The sequence below is a fragment of the Persephonella sp. genome, from assembly GCF_027023985.1.
Lineage (GTDB): Bacteria > Aquificota > Aquificia > Aquificales > Hydrogenothermaceae > Persephonella_A.
Genome location: NZ_JALVTW010000017.1, coordinates 1 through 14,350 on the forward strand (window position 1 = coordinate 1; position 14,350 = coordinate 14,350).

General features: G+C 35.9%; 19 protein-coding genes and 1 tRNA gene. 6 read left to right on the forward strand and 14 right to left on the reverse strand.

Annotated features, from left to right (window positions below; translation table 11 throughout):
* Positions 1-728 (forward strand): helix-turn-helix domain-containing protein (locus MVE07_RS04675; protein WP_297454703.1); only part of this gene is annotated, 728 nt, incomplete at its 5' end.
* A 7-nt stretch (positions 729-735) separates the two neighbouring features.
* Here the strand turns inward: MVE07_RS04675 and MVE07_RS04680 are convergent.
* The 14 genes from MVE07_RS04680 to MVE07_RS04745 form a co-directional block, all read right to left on the reverse strand.
* A complete protein-coding gene (locus MVE07_RS04680) occupies positions 736-1,008 on the reverse strand; it encodes a SpoVG family protein (RefSeq protein ID WP_297454706.1) in 273 nt (90 codons plus the stop codon).
* A 1-nt stretch (position 1,009) separates the two neighbouring features.
* Entirely contained in the window at positions 1,010-1,984 is a 975-nt protein-coding gene (gene pfkA / locus MVE07_RS04685) for a 6-phosphofructokinase (protein ID WP_297454709.1), read from the reverse strand.
* A complete protein-coding gene (locus tag MVE07_RS04690; RefSeq protein WP_297454712.1) occupies positions 1,981-2,334 on the reverse strand; it encodes a hypothetical protein in 354 nt (117 codons plus the stop codon). Before MVE07_RS04690 ends, pfkA begins: the two co-directional genes overlap by 4 nt.
* Before the next feature lie 18 nt (positions 2,335-2,352).
* Positions 2,353-3,099 (reverse strand): MlaE family lipid ABC transporter permease subunit, encoded by a 747-nt coding sequence (locus tag MVE07_RS04695; RefSeq protein WP_297454715.1) that lies wholly within the window; start codon positions 3,097-3,099, stop codon positions 2,353-2,355.
* Positions 3,100-4,536: a replicative DNA helicase gene (gene dnaB / locus MVE07_RS04700; protein ID WP_297454718.1), complete on the reverse strand. Its 1,437-nt coding sequence runs from the start codon at positions 4,534-4,536 to the stop codon at positions 3,100-3,102.
* 128 nt (positions 4,537-4,664) lie between these two features.
* Positions 4,665-5,117: a 50S ribosomal protein L9 gene (gene rplI / locus MVE07_RS04705; protein ID WP_029520128.1), complete on the reverse strand. Its 453-nt coding sequence runs from the start codon at positions 5,115-5,117 to the stop codon at positions 4,665-4,667.
* A 14-nt stretch (positions 5,118-5,131) separates the two neighbouring features.
* Positions 5,132-5,386: a 30S ribosomal protein S18 gene (gene rpsR, locus MVE07_RS04710; protein WP_029520127.1), complete on the reverse strand. Its 255-nt coding sequence runs from the start codon at positions 5,384-5,386 to the stop codon at positions 5,132-5,134.
* Between the two features lie 20 nt (positions 5,387-5,406).
* A complete protein-coding gene (ssb, locus tag MVE07_RS04715) occupies positions 5,407-5,823 on the reverse strand; it encodes a single-stranded DNA-binding protein (protein WP_297454723.1) in 417 nt (138 codons plus the stop codon).
* Positions 5,824-5,833: 10 nt separating this feature from the next.
* Complete coding sequence (rpsF, locus tag MVE07_RS04720) at positions 5,834-6,172, reverse strand: 30S ribosomal protein S6 (RefSeq protein WP_297454725.1); 339 nt, start codon at positions 6,170-6,172, stop codon at positions 5,834-5,836.
* Between the two features lie 68 nt (positions 6,173-6,240).
* Entirely contained in the window at positions 6,241-6,810 is a 570-nt protein-coding gene (gene pth / locus MVE07_RS04725) for an aminoacyl-tRNA hydrolase (protein WP_297454728.1), read from the reverse strand.
* A 6-nt stretch (positions 6,811-6,816) separates the two neighbouring features.
* On the reverse strand, positions 6,817-7,416 hold the full coding sequence (locus MVE07_RS04730; protein WP_297454730.1) for a 50S ribosomal protein L25/general stress protein Ctc: 600 nt from the start codon (positions 7,414-7,416) through the stop codon (positions 6,817-6,819).
* 16 nt (positions 7,417-7,432) lie between these two features.
* Entirely contained in the window at positions 7,433-8,368 is a 936-nt protein-coding gene (locus MVE07_RS04735; RefSeq protein ID WP_297454731.1) for a ribose-phosphate pyrophosphokinase, read from the reverse strand.
* A gap of 37 nt (positions 8,369-8,405) precedes the next feature.
* A tRNA-Gln gene (locus tag MVE07_RS04740) sits at positions 8,406-8,481 on the reverse strand.
* A 3-nt stretch (positions 8,482-8,484) separates the two neighbouring features.
* On the reverse strand, positions 8,485-9,303 hold the full coding sequence (locus tag MVE07_RS04745; protein WP_297454734.1) for a 4-(cytidine 5'-diphospho)-2-C-methyl-D-erythritol kinase: 819 nt from the start codon (positions 9,301-9,303) through the stop codon (positions 8,485-8,487).
* 93 nt (positions 9,304-9,396) lie between these two features.
* On the opposite strand from MVE07_RS04745, the gene carA reads away from it, so the two are divergent.
* Genes carA through MVE07_RS04770 form a run of 5 tightly spaced genes read left to right on the forward strand, consistent with a single transcriptional unit; the run spans position 9,397 to position 14,273 of the window.
* A complete protein-coding gene (gene carA / locus MVE07_RS04750) occupies positions 9,397-10,527 on the forward strand; it encodes a glutamine-hydrolyzing carbamoyl-phosphate synthase small subunit (protein WP_297454736.1) in 1,131 nt (376 codons plus the stop codon).
* On the forward strand, positions 10,528-11,736 hold the full coding sequence (locus tag MVE07_RS04755; protein WP_297454739.1) for a cation diffusion facilitator family transporter: 1,209 nt from the start codon (positions 10,528-10,530) through the stop codon (positions 11,734-11,736). It begins immediately after the preceding gene.
* Complete coding sequence (locus MVE07_RS04760) at positions 11,729-12,571, forward strand: universal stress protein (protein ID WP_297454741.1); 843 nt, start codon at positions 11,729-11,731, stop codon at positions 12,569-12,571. Before MVE07_RS04755 ends, MVE07_RS04760 begins: the two co-directional genes overlap by 8 nt.
* Positions 12,572-12,584: 13 nt before the next feature.
* Entirely contained in the window at positions 12,585-13,460 is an 876-nt protein-coding gene (locus MVE07_RS04765) for a prephenate dehydrogenase/arogenate dehydrogenase family protein (RefSeq protein WP_297454744.1), read from the forward strand.
* Between the two features lie 15 nt (positions 13,461-13,475).
* Positions 13,476-14,273, forward strand: a complete 798-nt coding sequence (locus MVE07_RS04770; protein ID WP_297454747.1) for a c-type cytochrome — start codon at positions 13,476-13,478, stop codon at positions 14,271-14,273.
* The last annotated feature ends 77 nt before the right edge of the window (positions 14,274-14,350 follow it).

The following is a 14,350-nucleotide window of genomic DNA, read 5'->3' on the forward strand; positions in this document are numbered from 1 at the left end:
GAAAAATAGTTGGATACTATTACAAAGAATATAAACTTTTGCTGGAAGTAAATAAAATGGTTTCTAAAAGAAGCGCAGTTGCAGAAAGGAAAATAATATCAGGTATAATCTTTCAGATTTTAGAAAATAAAGATAAATATGCACAGGAAGTAATAAAAAGCAAAAATTTATATAACTTACTCGGGCTAATAAATACTTATCTAAATATTGGTAAAAAACCTGAAGAGATCAGATTACATTTTCTTGCTTACACGTCCGATTTTAAAAATTTATTAAAAAATTATTTTAGGTATAAAGATTCAATAAACCTTAGAGTCAAAGCAGATATAAGGGATGATATCTTAACTATTATTCATAATCACTTCGGACTTATAGAAAATATACATACAAATGTAAAAGGATTTAACTCCTTTGAGAAAAAACTGCTAAAAACACAGCCCGGGAATAATATGACCAAATTATTTACATATTTGGCAGAAAAGAGAGAGCTAAAACCGATTGAATTAAGCGTGTTTATGTTCCTTTATTCTTCAAGAAAAAAGAATGGAGATACTATTTTGCCACAGGCACAAATAGCTAAGAAGTTAAATGTCAGTAGAGTCACTGTTTCCAAGGCATTAAAATCTTTGATAGATAAGGGGTATATATCAGAAGTAGAGAATTATAAATACAGCTATAAAAAGAATTTAGGTAAAATTTACAGAATAAATCTGGAAAAATTGAAATAAATTTTATTTAAATTTTCATTAGTTCTTTGTAACGGTCAATAACAGCTCTGCGGACTTTTTCTGTAAACTCATTATCAAGAGACTGGACAATATCAACATAAGTCCCCTTTGAGCTGACTTTTTTAGGGAATGAAATAAATAAACCGCCGTGCTTTGATTCAATAACTTTTATACCTTTTATTACCAGAACATCATCAATGGTAATATCTGCAACAGCACGAACTCTACCACCTATTCTACTTGTATCAAAAGGATAAATCTTTACGTCGGTTATTTCCATTTCACAGGGTTAATATATTGTTAATTTCAAAATCTTTCAAATCAGGAGCTTTTATTTTACCAAAAGATATCTCCAGAGGTTTAGAAACAATTTCTCCTTTCTCATAAGCTACCATTATATTTTTCTTGCCGTTTAAATATTCCTCAACTGCAAATACACCAAACCTGGAAGCAATATCCCTATCAAATGCTGTAGGACTTCCACCACGCTGGATATGTCCTAATACTGCATATCTAACGCCGCCAAACTCATAAGGCCTGAGTTTTTCTTTAAGGATTCCTGCAATTTCTTTCGCAGAAGCTACACCTTCAGCAACTACTATAATTGAAAATCTTTTCCCCCTTTTTAAAGAATTAATTACAGTATCTACAATTACATGCATTGGGAATGGATACTCGGGAATTAATGTTACATCTGCTCCTGTGGCAATACCTGCAGCAAGGGCTATGAAGCCACTGTTTCTTCCCATAACCTCAACAACAAAAACTCTTTCATGGGACATTGTTGTATCTCTAATTTTGTCTATAGCATCAACAGCATTATTAACAGCTGTATCAAATCCTATTGTATAATCTGTGCCATAAGTATCATTGTCTATTGTTTTGGGAATACCTATCACAGGAATATCAAATTCTTTGACAAGAAGATTTGCTCCCTGAAAGCTACCATTACCTCCTATAACAAAAAGCGCATCTATACCTTCTTCCCTGATATTTTCTGCTGCTACTTTGCGGTATTGATAATCATGAAATCTTTCTTCCCTTGCAGTTAAAAGAATTGTGCCACCTCTGTTGATAATAAGACCAACATCTCTGGGGGATAGCTTTATAAAATCTTTTTCTATAAGACCTTTGAAGCCTCTTCTTACTCCTATAACATCAAATCCGTAATAATGTCCTGCCCGGACAACTGCTCTTATACAGGCATTAAGACCGGGGGCATCGCCCCCGCTGGTTAAAACGGCTATTTTTTTCATTTTTCAGCAGAGTAACAATATTCCTTAGCTTCTGCAAAGGATGGTAAAAGGTCTCCTGTTACTTTATCTACAAATACTGTTCTGATGGTATCAAAGTTTTCATATCCCTTGATATAAAGTTCACCAATATAATATTTTTTTCCTTCACAAACTTTAATCTGGGATACTTCTTTTGTTCCTTTTACGTAGTTCTCAATTTTTTGTTTGGCCTGTTCAAGAGTAATAACAGGTTTTACATATTTTGTTTCAGGATGTGCAAATACTGATTTGCCTGCTGACGTTGCAGAAGAAGTTGCTCCTGCACAACTTGCTAAAATTACCGCACCTGCCACCGCTAAAAATCTTTTCATTTGCTACACCTCCTGTGATTAGTAAATTAATGCTGTCAGGAAATAGTCTAATATTAAAACAACTACAGATGCAACCACAACCGCAGTTGTGGTAGACCTCCCAACTCCTTCAGCTCCCCCCTTTGTAACATACCCAAAATAGCAGGCTATTATTGTTATTGTCATTGCAAAAAATGCTGATTTATAAAGACCTCCAAATATATCTTTAAGCTCAGTTAAATCTTTCATTTTTTCTACAAATAAATAAGGATTTATAGAATAAAGATATGTTCCAACAAAATAACCTCCTATAATACCAGAAGTATAAGACAAGATTGTAAGGGCAGGAACCATTATTACTGCTGCTATAAGTCTGGGAGCAATTAAATATCTGATTGGATTAACTGCCATAACCTGAAGAGCATCTATCTGCTCTGTTATTTTCATTGTTCCTATATTTGCTGCTATCGCTGAACCTGAACGGGCAGTAACCAGGAGAGCAACCAAAACAGGGGCAAGTTCTCTAGCTAAGGATAGGGAAACAAGAGCACCTATAAGAAATTCCGCATTAAATCTGTGAAATGTTGGATATGTTTCTACAACAAGAACACCACCGGTGAAAAAACCTGTTATTGCAATAAGTGGTGCTGCCGTTACGCCAATTTCATCCATATACTTAAGGATATGTTTGATTTTTGGGGGAGACTTAATGATTACAAAAATAGTTTCTAAAAAAAGTATAGTTGCCTCCCCTACGTGCTCTACAAATCTTTTAAATTTTTCCATTTACAGCTCTGCTATATCTTCATCAAGTAAATCTATATTTTCTAAAAGCTCATCTTCTATTTTATCATCAGTTTCCATAGATTGCTTTGTTTCTTCCTCTGAATAACTGCCTTTCGCAAGGTTTTCAAATCTTGTTATATCTTTTATGAATGCCAGATTTACTATTCCCGTTGGACCGTTTCTCTGTTTTGCTATTATAATTTCAGCAAGACCTTCTTCTTCAGGTGTGGGATTTTTCTTATAGTATTCAGGCCTATGTATAAACATAACAAGGTCAGCATCCTGCTCAATGCTGCCGCTCTCTCTCAGGTCTGCCAGTTGGGGTCTTTTGTCAGAACGCATCTCTGCCTGACGGGATAGTTGTGCAAGGGAAATAACAGGGATATTTAATTCTTTGGCAAGGGCTTTTAAACCTCTGGATATTTCTGCTACTTCTTGCTGCCTGTTTTCTGTTCTTCTATGGGAGCGAAGAAGCTGAAGATAGTCAACAACAACAAGCTGAATATCTTTTTCCCTTTTAAGCCTTCTTGCTTTTGCTCTTAAATCCAGAATTGAGATAGATGCAGTATCGTCTATAAATAAGGGTGATTTTGATATTTCCAAAGCTGTATTTGTTAGTTTCTCAAGCTCTTCTGCACTTAAAAACCCAGACCTGATTTTTTTCAAGGTTATCCTTGCTTCAAGGGACAAAAGTCTCATAGCAATCTGTTCCTTTGACATCTCAAGGGAGAAAAATGCAGCAGGAACTTTGTCAACCACGCTAACGTTGTGAAGAATAGAAAGTGCCAGTGAAGTCTTACCCATTGCAGGTCTTGCCGCAATGATTATTAAATCTCCGGGGTGGAAGCCTGTTGTTAGTCTATCAAGGTCATAAAATCCCGAGGGGAGACCTGTAATAATAGTATCCTTCTTGAAAAGTTCATTTATGATATTTAAGGTTTCCCTTATTACATCTTTGATTTCATAGTAGTGGGTTATAGTTCTATCTTCATTAAGTTTAAAAATTTCAGTTTCTGCTTCTTCTATAAGCTGGTTGATATCTCTTACTTTTTTGGATTTTTCTATTATGCCTTTTGCAACGAGAATGAGATTTCTGGCAATAGCTTTTTCTTTTAGTTGCTGGGCAAGGGTTTCAACTATATTAGGAGGAGCAGCTTCATTTGTGATAAGTGCTATATAGCCAGCTCCTCCAATAGCCTCTAATTTTCCGATTTTTTCCAGATGATTTTTTACAATTAAGGGTTCTATTTCTTTGCCTTCTTCAGATAGCTGGAGAAAAGCAGAGTAGATAATTCTATGTTTTGGATTAAAAAAATCTTCAACTTTTAATATATTAAAGACTGTATCTGCAACAGATGGGTCTATAAAGATAGAACCTAAAACAGCCCGTTCTGTATGGTCATCATGGGGAAGGTTAATATCTAGTTCCTCAGCCATTTAAATCACCAGATTTGAAATGTAGTTTTGAAAATTTTAGAAGTTAAATATAACACAGAAGAGAAAAATTTTCTTCCGATGGGAAATTATTGAAAATAAAGGAAAAGCCCCAAAAGGGGCTATGAATTTTACTCTACGTTTTCAGGAACGATATGAACTTTTATTGTTTCGCTAACTTCAGGATGAAGTCTGATTGTTATGTTGTAAGAGCCAATATTTCTTAATGGATTTCTGAGCATAATTTTCTTTCTGTCTATTTCTATTCCTTTCTCTTTAAGAGCTTCTGCTATATCTGCAGTTGTTACGGAACCATAGAGTTTTCCTGTTGTTCCAACAGGTCTTTTGATTTCTATTTCCAGACCTTTAAGTTTTTCTGCAAGCTCAAGGGCTTTTTGTTTTTCTCTTTCAAGCTTTCTTGATTTTTGTCTAAGTATTTCCTGAACCATTCTTATATTGCTGTCTGTAGCCTCATAAGCAAGGCCTTTAGGTATAAGGTAGTTTCTTGCAAAACCTCTTTTAACTTCTATAATATCGCCTATTGTTCCCCAACCTTCAACATCTTTAGCCAATATAACTTTCATTCTCTCTCAACCTCCTACATTATTACGTATGGTAATAAAGCAAGCTGTCTTGCTTTTTTAATCTCAACTGTGAGTTTTCTCTGGTGTTTTCCGCATGTTCCAGAAATTCTTCTTGGTATTATTTTTCCTCTTTCAGATATAAACTGTCTGAGATATTCAACATCTTTATAATTAGGCTCTTTTCCTTCTGCACAGAATTTGCAGTATTTCTTTCTTTTTTGGAAAAATGGTTTGTTTTGTGCTGCTGGGTTTTGGTTTTTATTACTCAATTTTTTACCTCCTTTTGTTTTTAAAATGGAACATCTTCATCTGAGGAAAAATCCTCAGTTTCAGTAGAGATATCAAGCTCAGGTTCTTCTTCTATTTTTTCTGGTCTTTCTACAGGCTTTCCTGAAAGGATACTAACCCTATCAGCTACAATTTTGACCTTTGTCCTTTTGTCTCCTGCCGCAGTTTCCCATCTATCCTGTCTAAGCTGGCCTTCAACAAGTATTTGTGTTCCTTTATTAAGCTGTTTTCCAAGTCTTTCTGCAAGCTGACCGAATGTCTCAATATCAAAGAAATATGTTTCTTCTCTCCATTCGTTGTTAACTCTATAAGGTCTGTTTACAGCTATAGAAAAACTTGTAACCTGAGAACCACTCGGAAGAAATCTAATCTCCGGGTCCCTTGTAAGTCTGCCAATTAAAAATACTTTGTTAAGCATAATGAACCTCTTATTCCTCTGTAGCTTCAGCTACTTCTGGAGTTTCTTCTTCTTTTTTAGGTGGCTTAACTTTGAAATTGAGAAATCTGATAATATCCTCGTCTAATCTGAGGTTATACTCAAGCTTTTGGGGAAGTTCTGAATTGTCTGTTTTGAAGTTTACGATGTAGTAGTATCCGGTATTAAACTTCTGGATTGGGTAAGCAAGTTCTCTTCTTCCCCATTTTTCAAAGTTGTAAATCTCGCCACCGTTTGAGGTGATAAGATTTTGAATTTGTTCTACTTTTGAAGCCATTTCTTCTTCTGTCATTGTTGGCTTCAACACAAAAACTAACTCATAATGACGCACTGCACATACCTCCTTCTGGATGATTTTATTAAATCAGCCTCCAGCTTAATGCTGGAAGCAAGGGTTTCTTATACTATTTTCTGATTGCAAAAATTCATAGATTTATCAATACCATATTTTAACACATTTAATATACACTGGCTGGCAGACTGGATAACCTTTTCAAGTAAGATTTGCTGATTCTTAGGAAAAGGAGACAGAACATAATCTACAACCTGTTCTTTTCTTTCTGGCCTGCCAATCCCAATTTTAAGTCTTGGAAAATCTTCTGTTTTAATACTTTCTATTATTGATTTCATTCCTCTGTGGCCACCACTGGAACCTTTTTTTCTAAGGCGAATTGTTCCAAATGGAAGGTCAAGGTCATCATATATGACAAGTATCTCTTCAGGCTTAAGGTTATATTCTTCAAGAAGATTTTGAACGGCAACACCGCTATTATTCATATAAGTTTGGGGTTTTACGATAATCACATCATGGTCAGGACATTCATAGATATGGGAAAAACATTTCTCTTTGTATTTTTTGTTGCATTTAAGTAAAGAAGCCACAGCATCGGCAACCATAAAACCGATGTTGTGGCGGGTGTTTTTATATTGATCTCCGGGATTTCCCAGACCAATTATTGCTTTTATCATTTAGGTTTATGCTTCTGCTGTTTCTTCAGCTGCCTCTTCTTCTGCAACTTCTTCAACTTCAGGTTCGAGAACAACAGCTACAACTTCATCGCCAGGGGTAAGAATTTTAACCCCTTCAGGTGGTTCTATATCGCTAACGTGGAGAACATCTCCAACATCAAGGTTTGATACATCAACAGTGATTTTTTCTGGTATTTTTCTTGGAACTGTTCTAATTAAAATTGTATGGATTGGTTTTTCAAGAATACCACCAACTTCCAGACCTTTTGGTTTTCCAACCAGTTCAACTGGAACCTCAACGTCAAGCTCAACTCCAAATGTTACCTCATAAAGGTCAACATGGATAGGCGTATCTCCAAGGTAGTTATACTGAATATCCTTTAAAATACATACTCTTGGTTCTTCTTCACCTTCTATTTTCAGGTCAATAAGGAACATTCCTGATGGCCTATCAGCAAGGTCTTTCCAGTAAATATACGCATGGGCGTTTTCATGACCTTTTCCATAAATTTCAACAGGAATATACCCTTTTTTTCTATATTCCTTAACTTCGCTTTTCTTTCCTACTGTTCTTGGAAGTGCTTTCCATTCAATTCTTTCTATCATTTTTTATTCAACCTCCTTATACAAACAATGAACTTACTGAGCTTTCTATATTAATTCTTTTGATTGCTTCACCAACAAGTTCTGCAATTGATAAAACAGTTAGTTTATCAAACTCTTTTCCTTTTGTTGGAATACTGTCAGTTACAATAACTTCTTCTATTTCAGAATTTGAAAGCCTATCTATAGCAGGACCTGAGAATACCGGGTGTGTGCAGGCTGCAATAACAGATTTTGCTCCTTTTTCTTTGAGCATATTTGCAGCAGCAACAATTGTTCCTGCAGTATCTATAATATCGTCTATGATAATTGCATTTTTTCCTTCTATATCACCAATAACATCAAGGGTTTCAACTACGTTTGGCGCCGGTCTTTTCTTGTAGATTATTGCAAGGCTTGCCCCCAGTTTGTTTGCAAGCATTCTTGCTCTTTCAACACCACCGGCATCTGGAGATACAACGACCATATTAGGTATCTTTTTCTTTTGGAGATAATCAAGAATAACCGGAAGGGCATAAAGGTTATCCACAGGACAGTCAAAAAATCCCTGTATCTGTGCAGAGTGAAGGTCCACAGTTAATACTCTGTTAGCTCCTGCTTTTTGGATAATGTCTGCAAGAAGCTTAGCAGATATTGGAACCCTTGGTTTATCTTTTCTATCTTGTCTTGCATAAGCAAAATATGGGATAACAGCTGTTATTCTATGAGTTGAAGACCTTTTAAGTGCGTCAAGGATAAGGAGAAGTTCCATTATGTGGTCATTAACCGGAGATGTTAAAGGTTGAATAACAAATACATCTGCTCCTCTAACATTTTCTTTTATCTGAACTCTGATTTCTCCGTCTGAAAATCTTGTAACAAGTGTATCTACCAGAGGTGTGTGAAGATACTCTGCTACCTTATGTGCGAACTCAACATTGGCATTACCAGTTATAAGCTTTAGATGCTTACTCAAAAAAATACCTCCGGTTTTGTTTTAAATGGAATTTTAATGGCTGGGGAGGCAGGACTCGAACCTGCGACACCCGGTTCCAAAGACCGGTGTTCTGCCAGCTGAACTACTCCCCAACTCTATTTAAGATAAGTTTTTATCAACTTCCAGCCTTTGATCTGGCAGATTTTATTCAATTCTTCAGAAGGCTCCCCTATTGCATAAACACTACTTCCGCTTCCTGAGATAACCGGTTTATATCCCAGATATCTCAAGGTATTCATTACCTCTTTTACCTGTGGAAAATCCCTTTCCACAATCTTACCCAGCGTATTCTCAATACTGTCAAGGAGCCTTTCAAAATCTCCAGTCAGGCTATCTATTATATGAATATCTTCCTTTTTTGTCAACATCTCAGGTGTAACTTTTTGATAGATTTCTCCGGTCGATATCTTAATTCCCGGATAAATAATAAATATTTGGTCTGAGAAGGTTTTGTCCATAAATTGAAGTTTATCTCCTATGCCCTCACCAATGGCCATTCCACCTTTCAGAAAAAAGGGCACATCTGCACCTATTGAGGCTGCAAGCTGAAAAAGTTCTTCTTCTGATAAGGGATTTTCATAATACTCATTTATATACTTAAGGACTGTTGCTGCATTTGAACTTCCACCGCCAAGACCTGCTCCAATAGGAATATTCTTTTCTATAAAAATCTCAAATAGGGGTTTTATCCCTGTCCATTCCTCAAATTTTTGAATAGTTTTGAAAACAATATTTTCTTCCTGTGGAATATTAGCTGAAGTTTGAACTTTTTGAATATGGGCTGGTTTTATAAAAATCCTATCGTGTAATTCCAGAGTATGAAATATAGTATATATCTCATGGTATCCGTCAGGCCGTTTATTAGTTACCCAGAGACCTATATTTATTTTTGCCGGTGATTTTAAAATTTCCATAATTTTTTCCTTGCTAAACTTTATTTATTAAATAATATAATCCAAATCTTAGCTTTCTGGTAAAATATTTAAAATCTTTTTCAAGGGGTAAAAATGGAAAAAGCCATCCTTGCCTTAGAAGATGGTCACTTCTTTTATGGAATTGCTTTTTCAGGTTTAGACCAGAAGGAAACAGGCGGAGAAGTTATATTTAATACATCAATTACAGGATATCAAGAAATCCTCACAGACCCATCTTATAAGGGTCAGATTGTCGTTATGACCCCTTCTGAGATAGGTAATTACGGAACTAACCCTGAAGATATAGAATCAGAAAAGGTTCATGTCAATGGTTTTGTTATAAAAGATTTATCCCAGATATACTCAAACTGGCGTGCAAATAAGTCTCTAAAAGAGTATCTTGATGAAAATGGCGTTATAGGCATTTACGGAATTGATACAAGGGCACTGGTCCGAATTATAAGAAAATATGGTGTAATGAAAGGATATATTGGCATCGGGGATATATCTCCTGTTGAAGCAGTAAAAAAAGCCCGTTCTATTCCGGATATTTCTGAGTTAGACCTTGTTTCAAAGGTAAGCCATAAAGAAGTTTATAAATGGACTGAGGGCAGCTGGATCTGGCCGGAAGGATATACAAAGAAAACAGAATTTAAATACAGGGTTGCCGTTATAGATTACGGGATAAAAAGAAATATCCTCAGGCTTATGGTTGATAGAGGTCTTGAATTAACTGTTTTCCCTCACACAGTTGAAGCAGAAGAGATAATAAAATTCTCGCCGGATGGAATATTCCTGTCTAACGGTCCCGGAGACCCTGCAATACTTCATTATCAGATTGAACAGATTAAAAAGCTAATCAAGACAGATATCCCTATGTTTGGTATATGTCTCGGGCATCAGCTACTTTCCTGGGCTATAGGTGGAAGAACATACAAACTGGAATTTGGACATCATGGGGGAAACCATCCTGTAAAAAATCTGAAAACAGGAAAAGTGGAAATCACAGCCCAGAACCATAACTATGCAACAGACCCTTCTTCCTTACCTGAAAATGTTGAAATCACTCATATTAATCTAAATGATGATACTATAGAGGGAATAAGACTTACTGATAGACCTGTATTTTCTATACAGCACCATCCAGAAGCCTCACCAGGCCCCCATGACTCACATTACATATTTGATGAATTTGTAAAGCTTATAGAGGAAACAAAAAGATAAATGACACACACAAATAACCAGTTAGCCAAAGAAAAGTGGGCTTTAGGCTCTCTCATATTAAACACAAGCTTAACAGTCCTAAAATTTGTTTTTGCTGTTTTTACAGGCTCCTTGGCTCTTATGGCTGAGGCTATACACTCTTTTTCTGACCTTGTGGCCTCTTTGATTTCTTTAATCAGTGTAAAAATTGCAGCCAAAAAATCATCAGAATTCCCTTACGGGCTTTATAAAATTGAAAATATTGCCTCTATTGTAATTTCATTTTTTTTATTTTTTGCTGCCTATGAAATTATAAAAGAGGCCTTTTTCTCCCATGAGGAAAGGATAGTCCAGCATACCCAGTGGGCAATACTTGTTATGGTAATTGCAATGATTACCACTTTAATCTATTCCAGACTTGAAATGAAAGCTGCAAAAGAGCTGAACTCCCCTGTTTTAAAAGCAGATGCAGAGCATATATGGGCTGATTTTTTATCTTCGGTTGTTGTTGTTATAGGCCTGATTGGAACATACCTTGGATATAATCTGGATAAATATGCAGCTGCAATTGTTGCTTTATTTATCTTTCATAGTGGTTGGGACATTTTCAAATCGGGTCTTAAAGTGCTATTAGATGTTTCTCTGGATAAAGAAGAGCTGGAAAAAATCAAAAAAATCATTTATGAAAATCCTGCCGTAGTTGATATAAAACATATCAGAGGCAGAGTTGCCGGCAGTTTTAAGTTTCTGGATATAGAACTACTGCTTCATAATTATTCCCTGAGGGAAACACACAGAATAGTTGATGAAATTGAAAAGAAATTAAAAACAGAAATACCCAATATAGATTCTGTATTTATACATTATGAACCTGTAAGGCAAAAGGGGTTCAGGGTTGCATTTTTACTTGATGAAAACCAGCAGATAACAGATTTTAAAAATGCTAAAAAAATCGTAATTGCAGATATTACAGAAGATGGGAAAGTTCAAACCAATTCATCTTTAAATGTTGAACCGAATGAAGAAGAAATAGGGGAAATCTTATCAAAAATAAATATAGATATTGTTGTTGCTTCATATCACCCTGAAGAGTTTAGCGTCAGATGGAATCTTACAAAAGCAGGTGTTATGGTATGGGAAACTAATAAGAAAAATTTTGACGAAGCCCTTAATGAGATAATAAATTCATATATGGAATTCAATAGAAAAAAGGAGAAGGAAAATGATTAACAGGATACTGGTTGGAATTGATGGTTCAAAAAGTTCATGGGTTGCTGCAGATTACGGAATTTATTTTTCAGTTAAACTAAAAAGGCCTGTTGTTGGTATTCATATAGTTGATATAAGACTTCTTGAAACACCATTTATAGAGGATTTAGCCGGTGCGTTAGGTTTTAGCGTTTATGCAGATTTAACTCCTAAACTAAAGGAAATACTTGATGAAAGGGGAAAGGTCTTACTTGATGAATTTGCCCAAAAGTGCAGAGAGAAAGGTGGAGATTGCTCCATAGCTCAGGCCTTTGGTATAGTAGCAAATGAACTTGTTGATATGGCAGATCCGGAAGACTTGTTAATCGTAGGTAAAACAGGAATACACAACAAATTTGCACCGTTATTTTTAGGTTCAACATCTGAAGCTGTAGCAAGAAAAGCAAAATGTCCGGTTATGATAACCACCGATAAATTTATGGAAATTAAAAATGTTATTCTGGCATTTGATGGCAGGGAAAAATCTATCCATGCAGCCCAGTATCTAAATGAGTTTGCGAAAGAAATTGGAGTAGAAAATATCACTGTAATCTCAGTTTTAGAAGAACCATCTCCACAGAAAGAAGAACATTTAAAGGAATTACTTAAAAACTATCTAAATCTGAACTACACCCATACATTCAAATATGGATATCCAGATGAAAAATTGGAAGAATACATCGTTGAGAATAAAGATAAATACCAGCTTGTTGTAATGGGTGCCTATGGAGAAAGTAGAATAAAAGAGCTTATTCTTGGAAGCACAACATCCTATATAATGCATAAATCTCCTATACCTGTTCTTTTAATCAAATAAAAAGGAGCAGAAATTGGAGAAAGATTTCGGCGGTTTTAAAAATATCCTTATTATCGGTTTAGGTCTTATCGGAGGGTCAATTGCCTTATCTCTCAAAAAAGAAGGCTATCAAGGGAAAATATACGGGTTTGATTTAAGCAAAGACAGGGTTAAAAAAGCTATTGAACTTGGGGCAATTGATGAAGGCTGGACAAAATTAGAAGATATTCCCTGGGATAAGATAGACCTTGTGATTCTTTCAACTCCTGTTCGCACATTTAAAGAAATAGCAAAGAAAATAAAACCGTTTTTAAAAAAAGATACTGTTGTTACAGATGTTGGTAGTGTTAAAGGAGACCTTGTAAAACAGCTTGAGAAAATACTATCCCCTGTGAAATTTATAGGGGCACATCCTATAGCCGGAACAGAAAAAGAAGGTGTTGAAAATGCAGTAATAGGTTTATTCAAAAACAAAAAACTCATACTAACCATAAATGAAGAAGACGAAGCTACAAAAAGACTTGAAAAATTCTGGACAGACTTAGGCTCAAAAGTTGAAGTTATGGATGCAGACACCCATGATTTTGTATTTGCAGCAGTATCACACCTGTCCCATGCAGTGGCATTTGCACTGGTTGATGCTCTTATATCTTTATCAAAAGAGACAGGTATTGACCTATTTTTATATCCGGGGGCTGGTTTTAAGGATTTTACCCGTATTGCAGCAAGCTCTCCTAATGTCTGGAAGGATATTTTTATTGAAAATAAAGAAAATGTCCTGCATACTATAGATGAATTTATAAAATCAATAGAGAAATTGAGGGAATTAATAGTACAGGGGGATGAGGAGCGGTTAATAAAACTGCTCTCAGAGAGCAGAGAAAAAAGATTATCACTTGAAAAAAATTAATGGGAGGTATGTCCAATGAAAAAACTTTTAAGCGCTCTTCTTATTGCGGGGGTGGCTGTTTACGGTTGCCAGAGCAAAAAGGAAGAAAGTAAAAGCTCAGAGCAATCAAACTCAGGCTCAGTAATGGAAACTGTTAAAAGTGGTGTTAGCAGTGTGGCAGAAAAAGCTGGAGAAGCTGCAAATGCTGCAAAAGAGGCTGCCCAAAACACTGTTGATGCTGTAAAATCTGGAGCACAACAGGCAGCTCAAGCAACAAAAGAAGCAGCTGAAAGTGCTGCAAATACAGCAAAAGAAGTTGCAAGCAACGCAGCTAATAAAGCAGGAGAAGCTGCACAGGCAGTAGCAGATAAAGCTTCAGAAGCTGCACAAAAAGCTGGTGAAATGGCAAAATCTGCTGCAAATAAAGCAACAGAAACAGCAGCTTCAGCAGCAAATAAAGCAGGAGAAGCAACTTCAGCTGCAGCAGAGAAAGCCAAAGAAACAGCAAATGAAGTTGCCCAAAAAGCCAATGAAAAAGTAGAAGCTGCGAAGCAGGCAGTAGCAGCAGCTAAAATAGATGGAAAAAAATTATTCACAGAAAAAGGCTGTGCAGGATGTCACCAGGCATCAGTTGATACTGTAGGACCTGCCTTAAGCAAAATAGCAGCAGCTTACAAAGGCAAAGAGGAAGAACTTCTTAAATTCCTCAAAGGTGAAGCAAAACCAATAGTTGATCCTGCTAAATTTGCTGTTATGCAACCAAATCTCAATACAACAAAAGCTATGTCTGACGAAGAAAGAAAAGCACTGGCAGATTTCATACTCAGTCATTAAATTCCTATAAATACCCTGCAAATGCAGGGCATTTCTCCCTTGACAACATTATTCATTCCATTTACTTTAAAAAACTG

Coding starts and splice junctions, on each gene's coding strand:
- MVE07_RS04680 (WP_297454706.1), bottom strand. CDS start 1,008: ATGGAAATAACCGACGTAAAGATTTATCCTTTTGATACAAGTAGAATA.
- pfkA (WP_297454709.1), bottom strand. CDS start 1,984: ATGAAAAAAATAGCCGTTTTAACCAGCGGGGGCGATGCCCCCGGTCTT.
- MVE07_RS04690 (WP_297454712.1), bottom strand. CDS start 2,334: ATGAAAAGATTTTTAGCGGTGGCAGGTGCGGTAATTTTAGCAAGTTGT.
- MVE07_RS04695 (WP_297454715.1), bottom strand. CDS start 3,099: ATGGAAAAATTTAAAAGATTTGTAGAGCACGTAGGGGAGGCAACTATA.
- dnaB (WP_297454718.1), bottom strand. CDS start 4,536: ATGGCTGAGGAACTAGATATTAACCTTCCCCATGATGACCATACAGAA.
- rplI (WP_029520128.1), bottom strand. CDS start 5,117: ATGAAAGTTATATTGGCTAAAGATGTTGAAGGTTGGGGAACAATAGGC.
- ssb (WP_297454723.1), bottom strand. CDS start 5,823: ATGCTTAACAAAGTATTTTTAATTGGCAGACTTACAAGGGACCCGGAG.
- pth (WP_297454728.1), bottom strand. CDS start 6,810: ATGATAAAAGCAATAATTGGTCTGGGAAATCCCGGAGATCAATATAAA.
- MVE07_RS04730 (WP_297454730.1), bottom strand. CDS start 7,416: ATGATAGAAAGAATTGAATGGAAAGCACTTCCAAGAACAGTAGGAAAG.
- MVE07_RS04745 (WP_297454734.1), bottom strand. CDS start 9,303: ATGGAAATTTTAAAATCACCGGCAAAAATAAATATAGGTCTCTGGGTA.
- carA (WP_297454736.1), top strand. CDS start 9,397: ATGGAAAAAGCCATCCTTGCCTTAGAAGATGGTCACTTCTTTTATGGA.
- MVE07_RS04755 (WP_297454739.1), top strand. CDS start 10,528: ATGACACACACAAATAACCAGTTAGCCAAAGAAAAGTGGGCTTTAGGC.
- MVE07_RS04760 (WP_297454741.1), top strand. CDS start 11,729: ATGATTAACAGGATACTGGTTGGAATTGATGGTTCAAAAAGTTCATGG.
- MVE07_RS04770 (WP_297454747.1), top strand. CDS start 13,476: ATGAAAAAACTTTTAAGCGCTCTTCTTATTGCGGGGGTGGCTGTTTAC.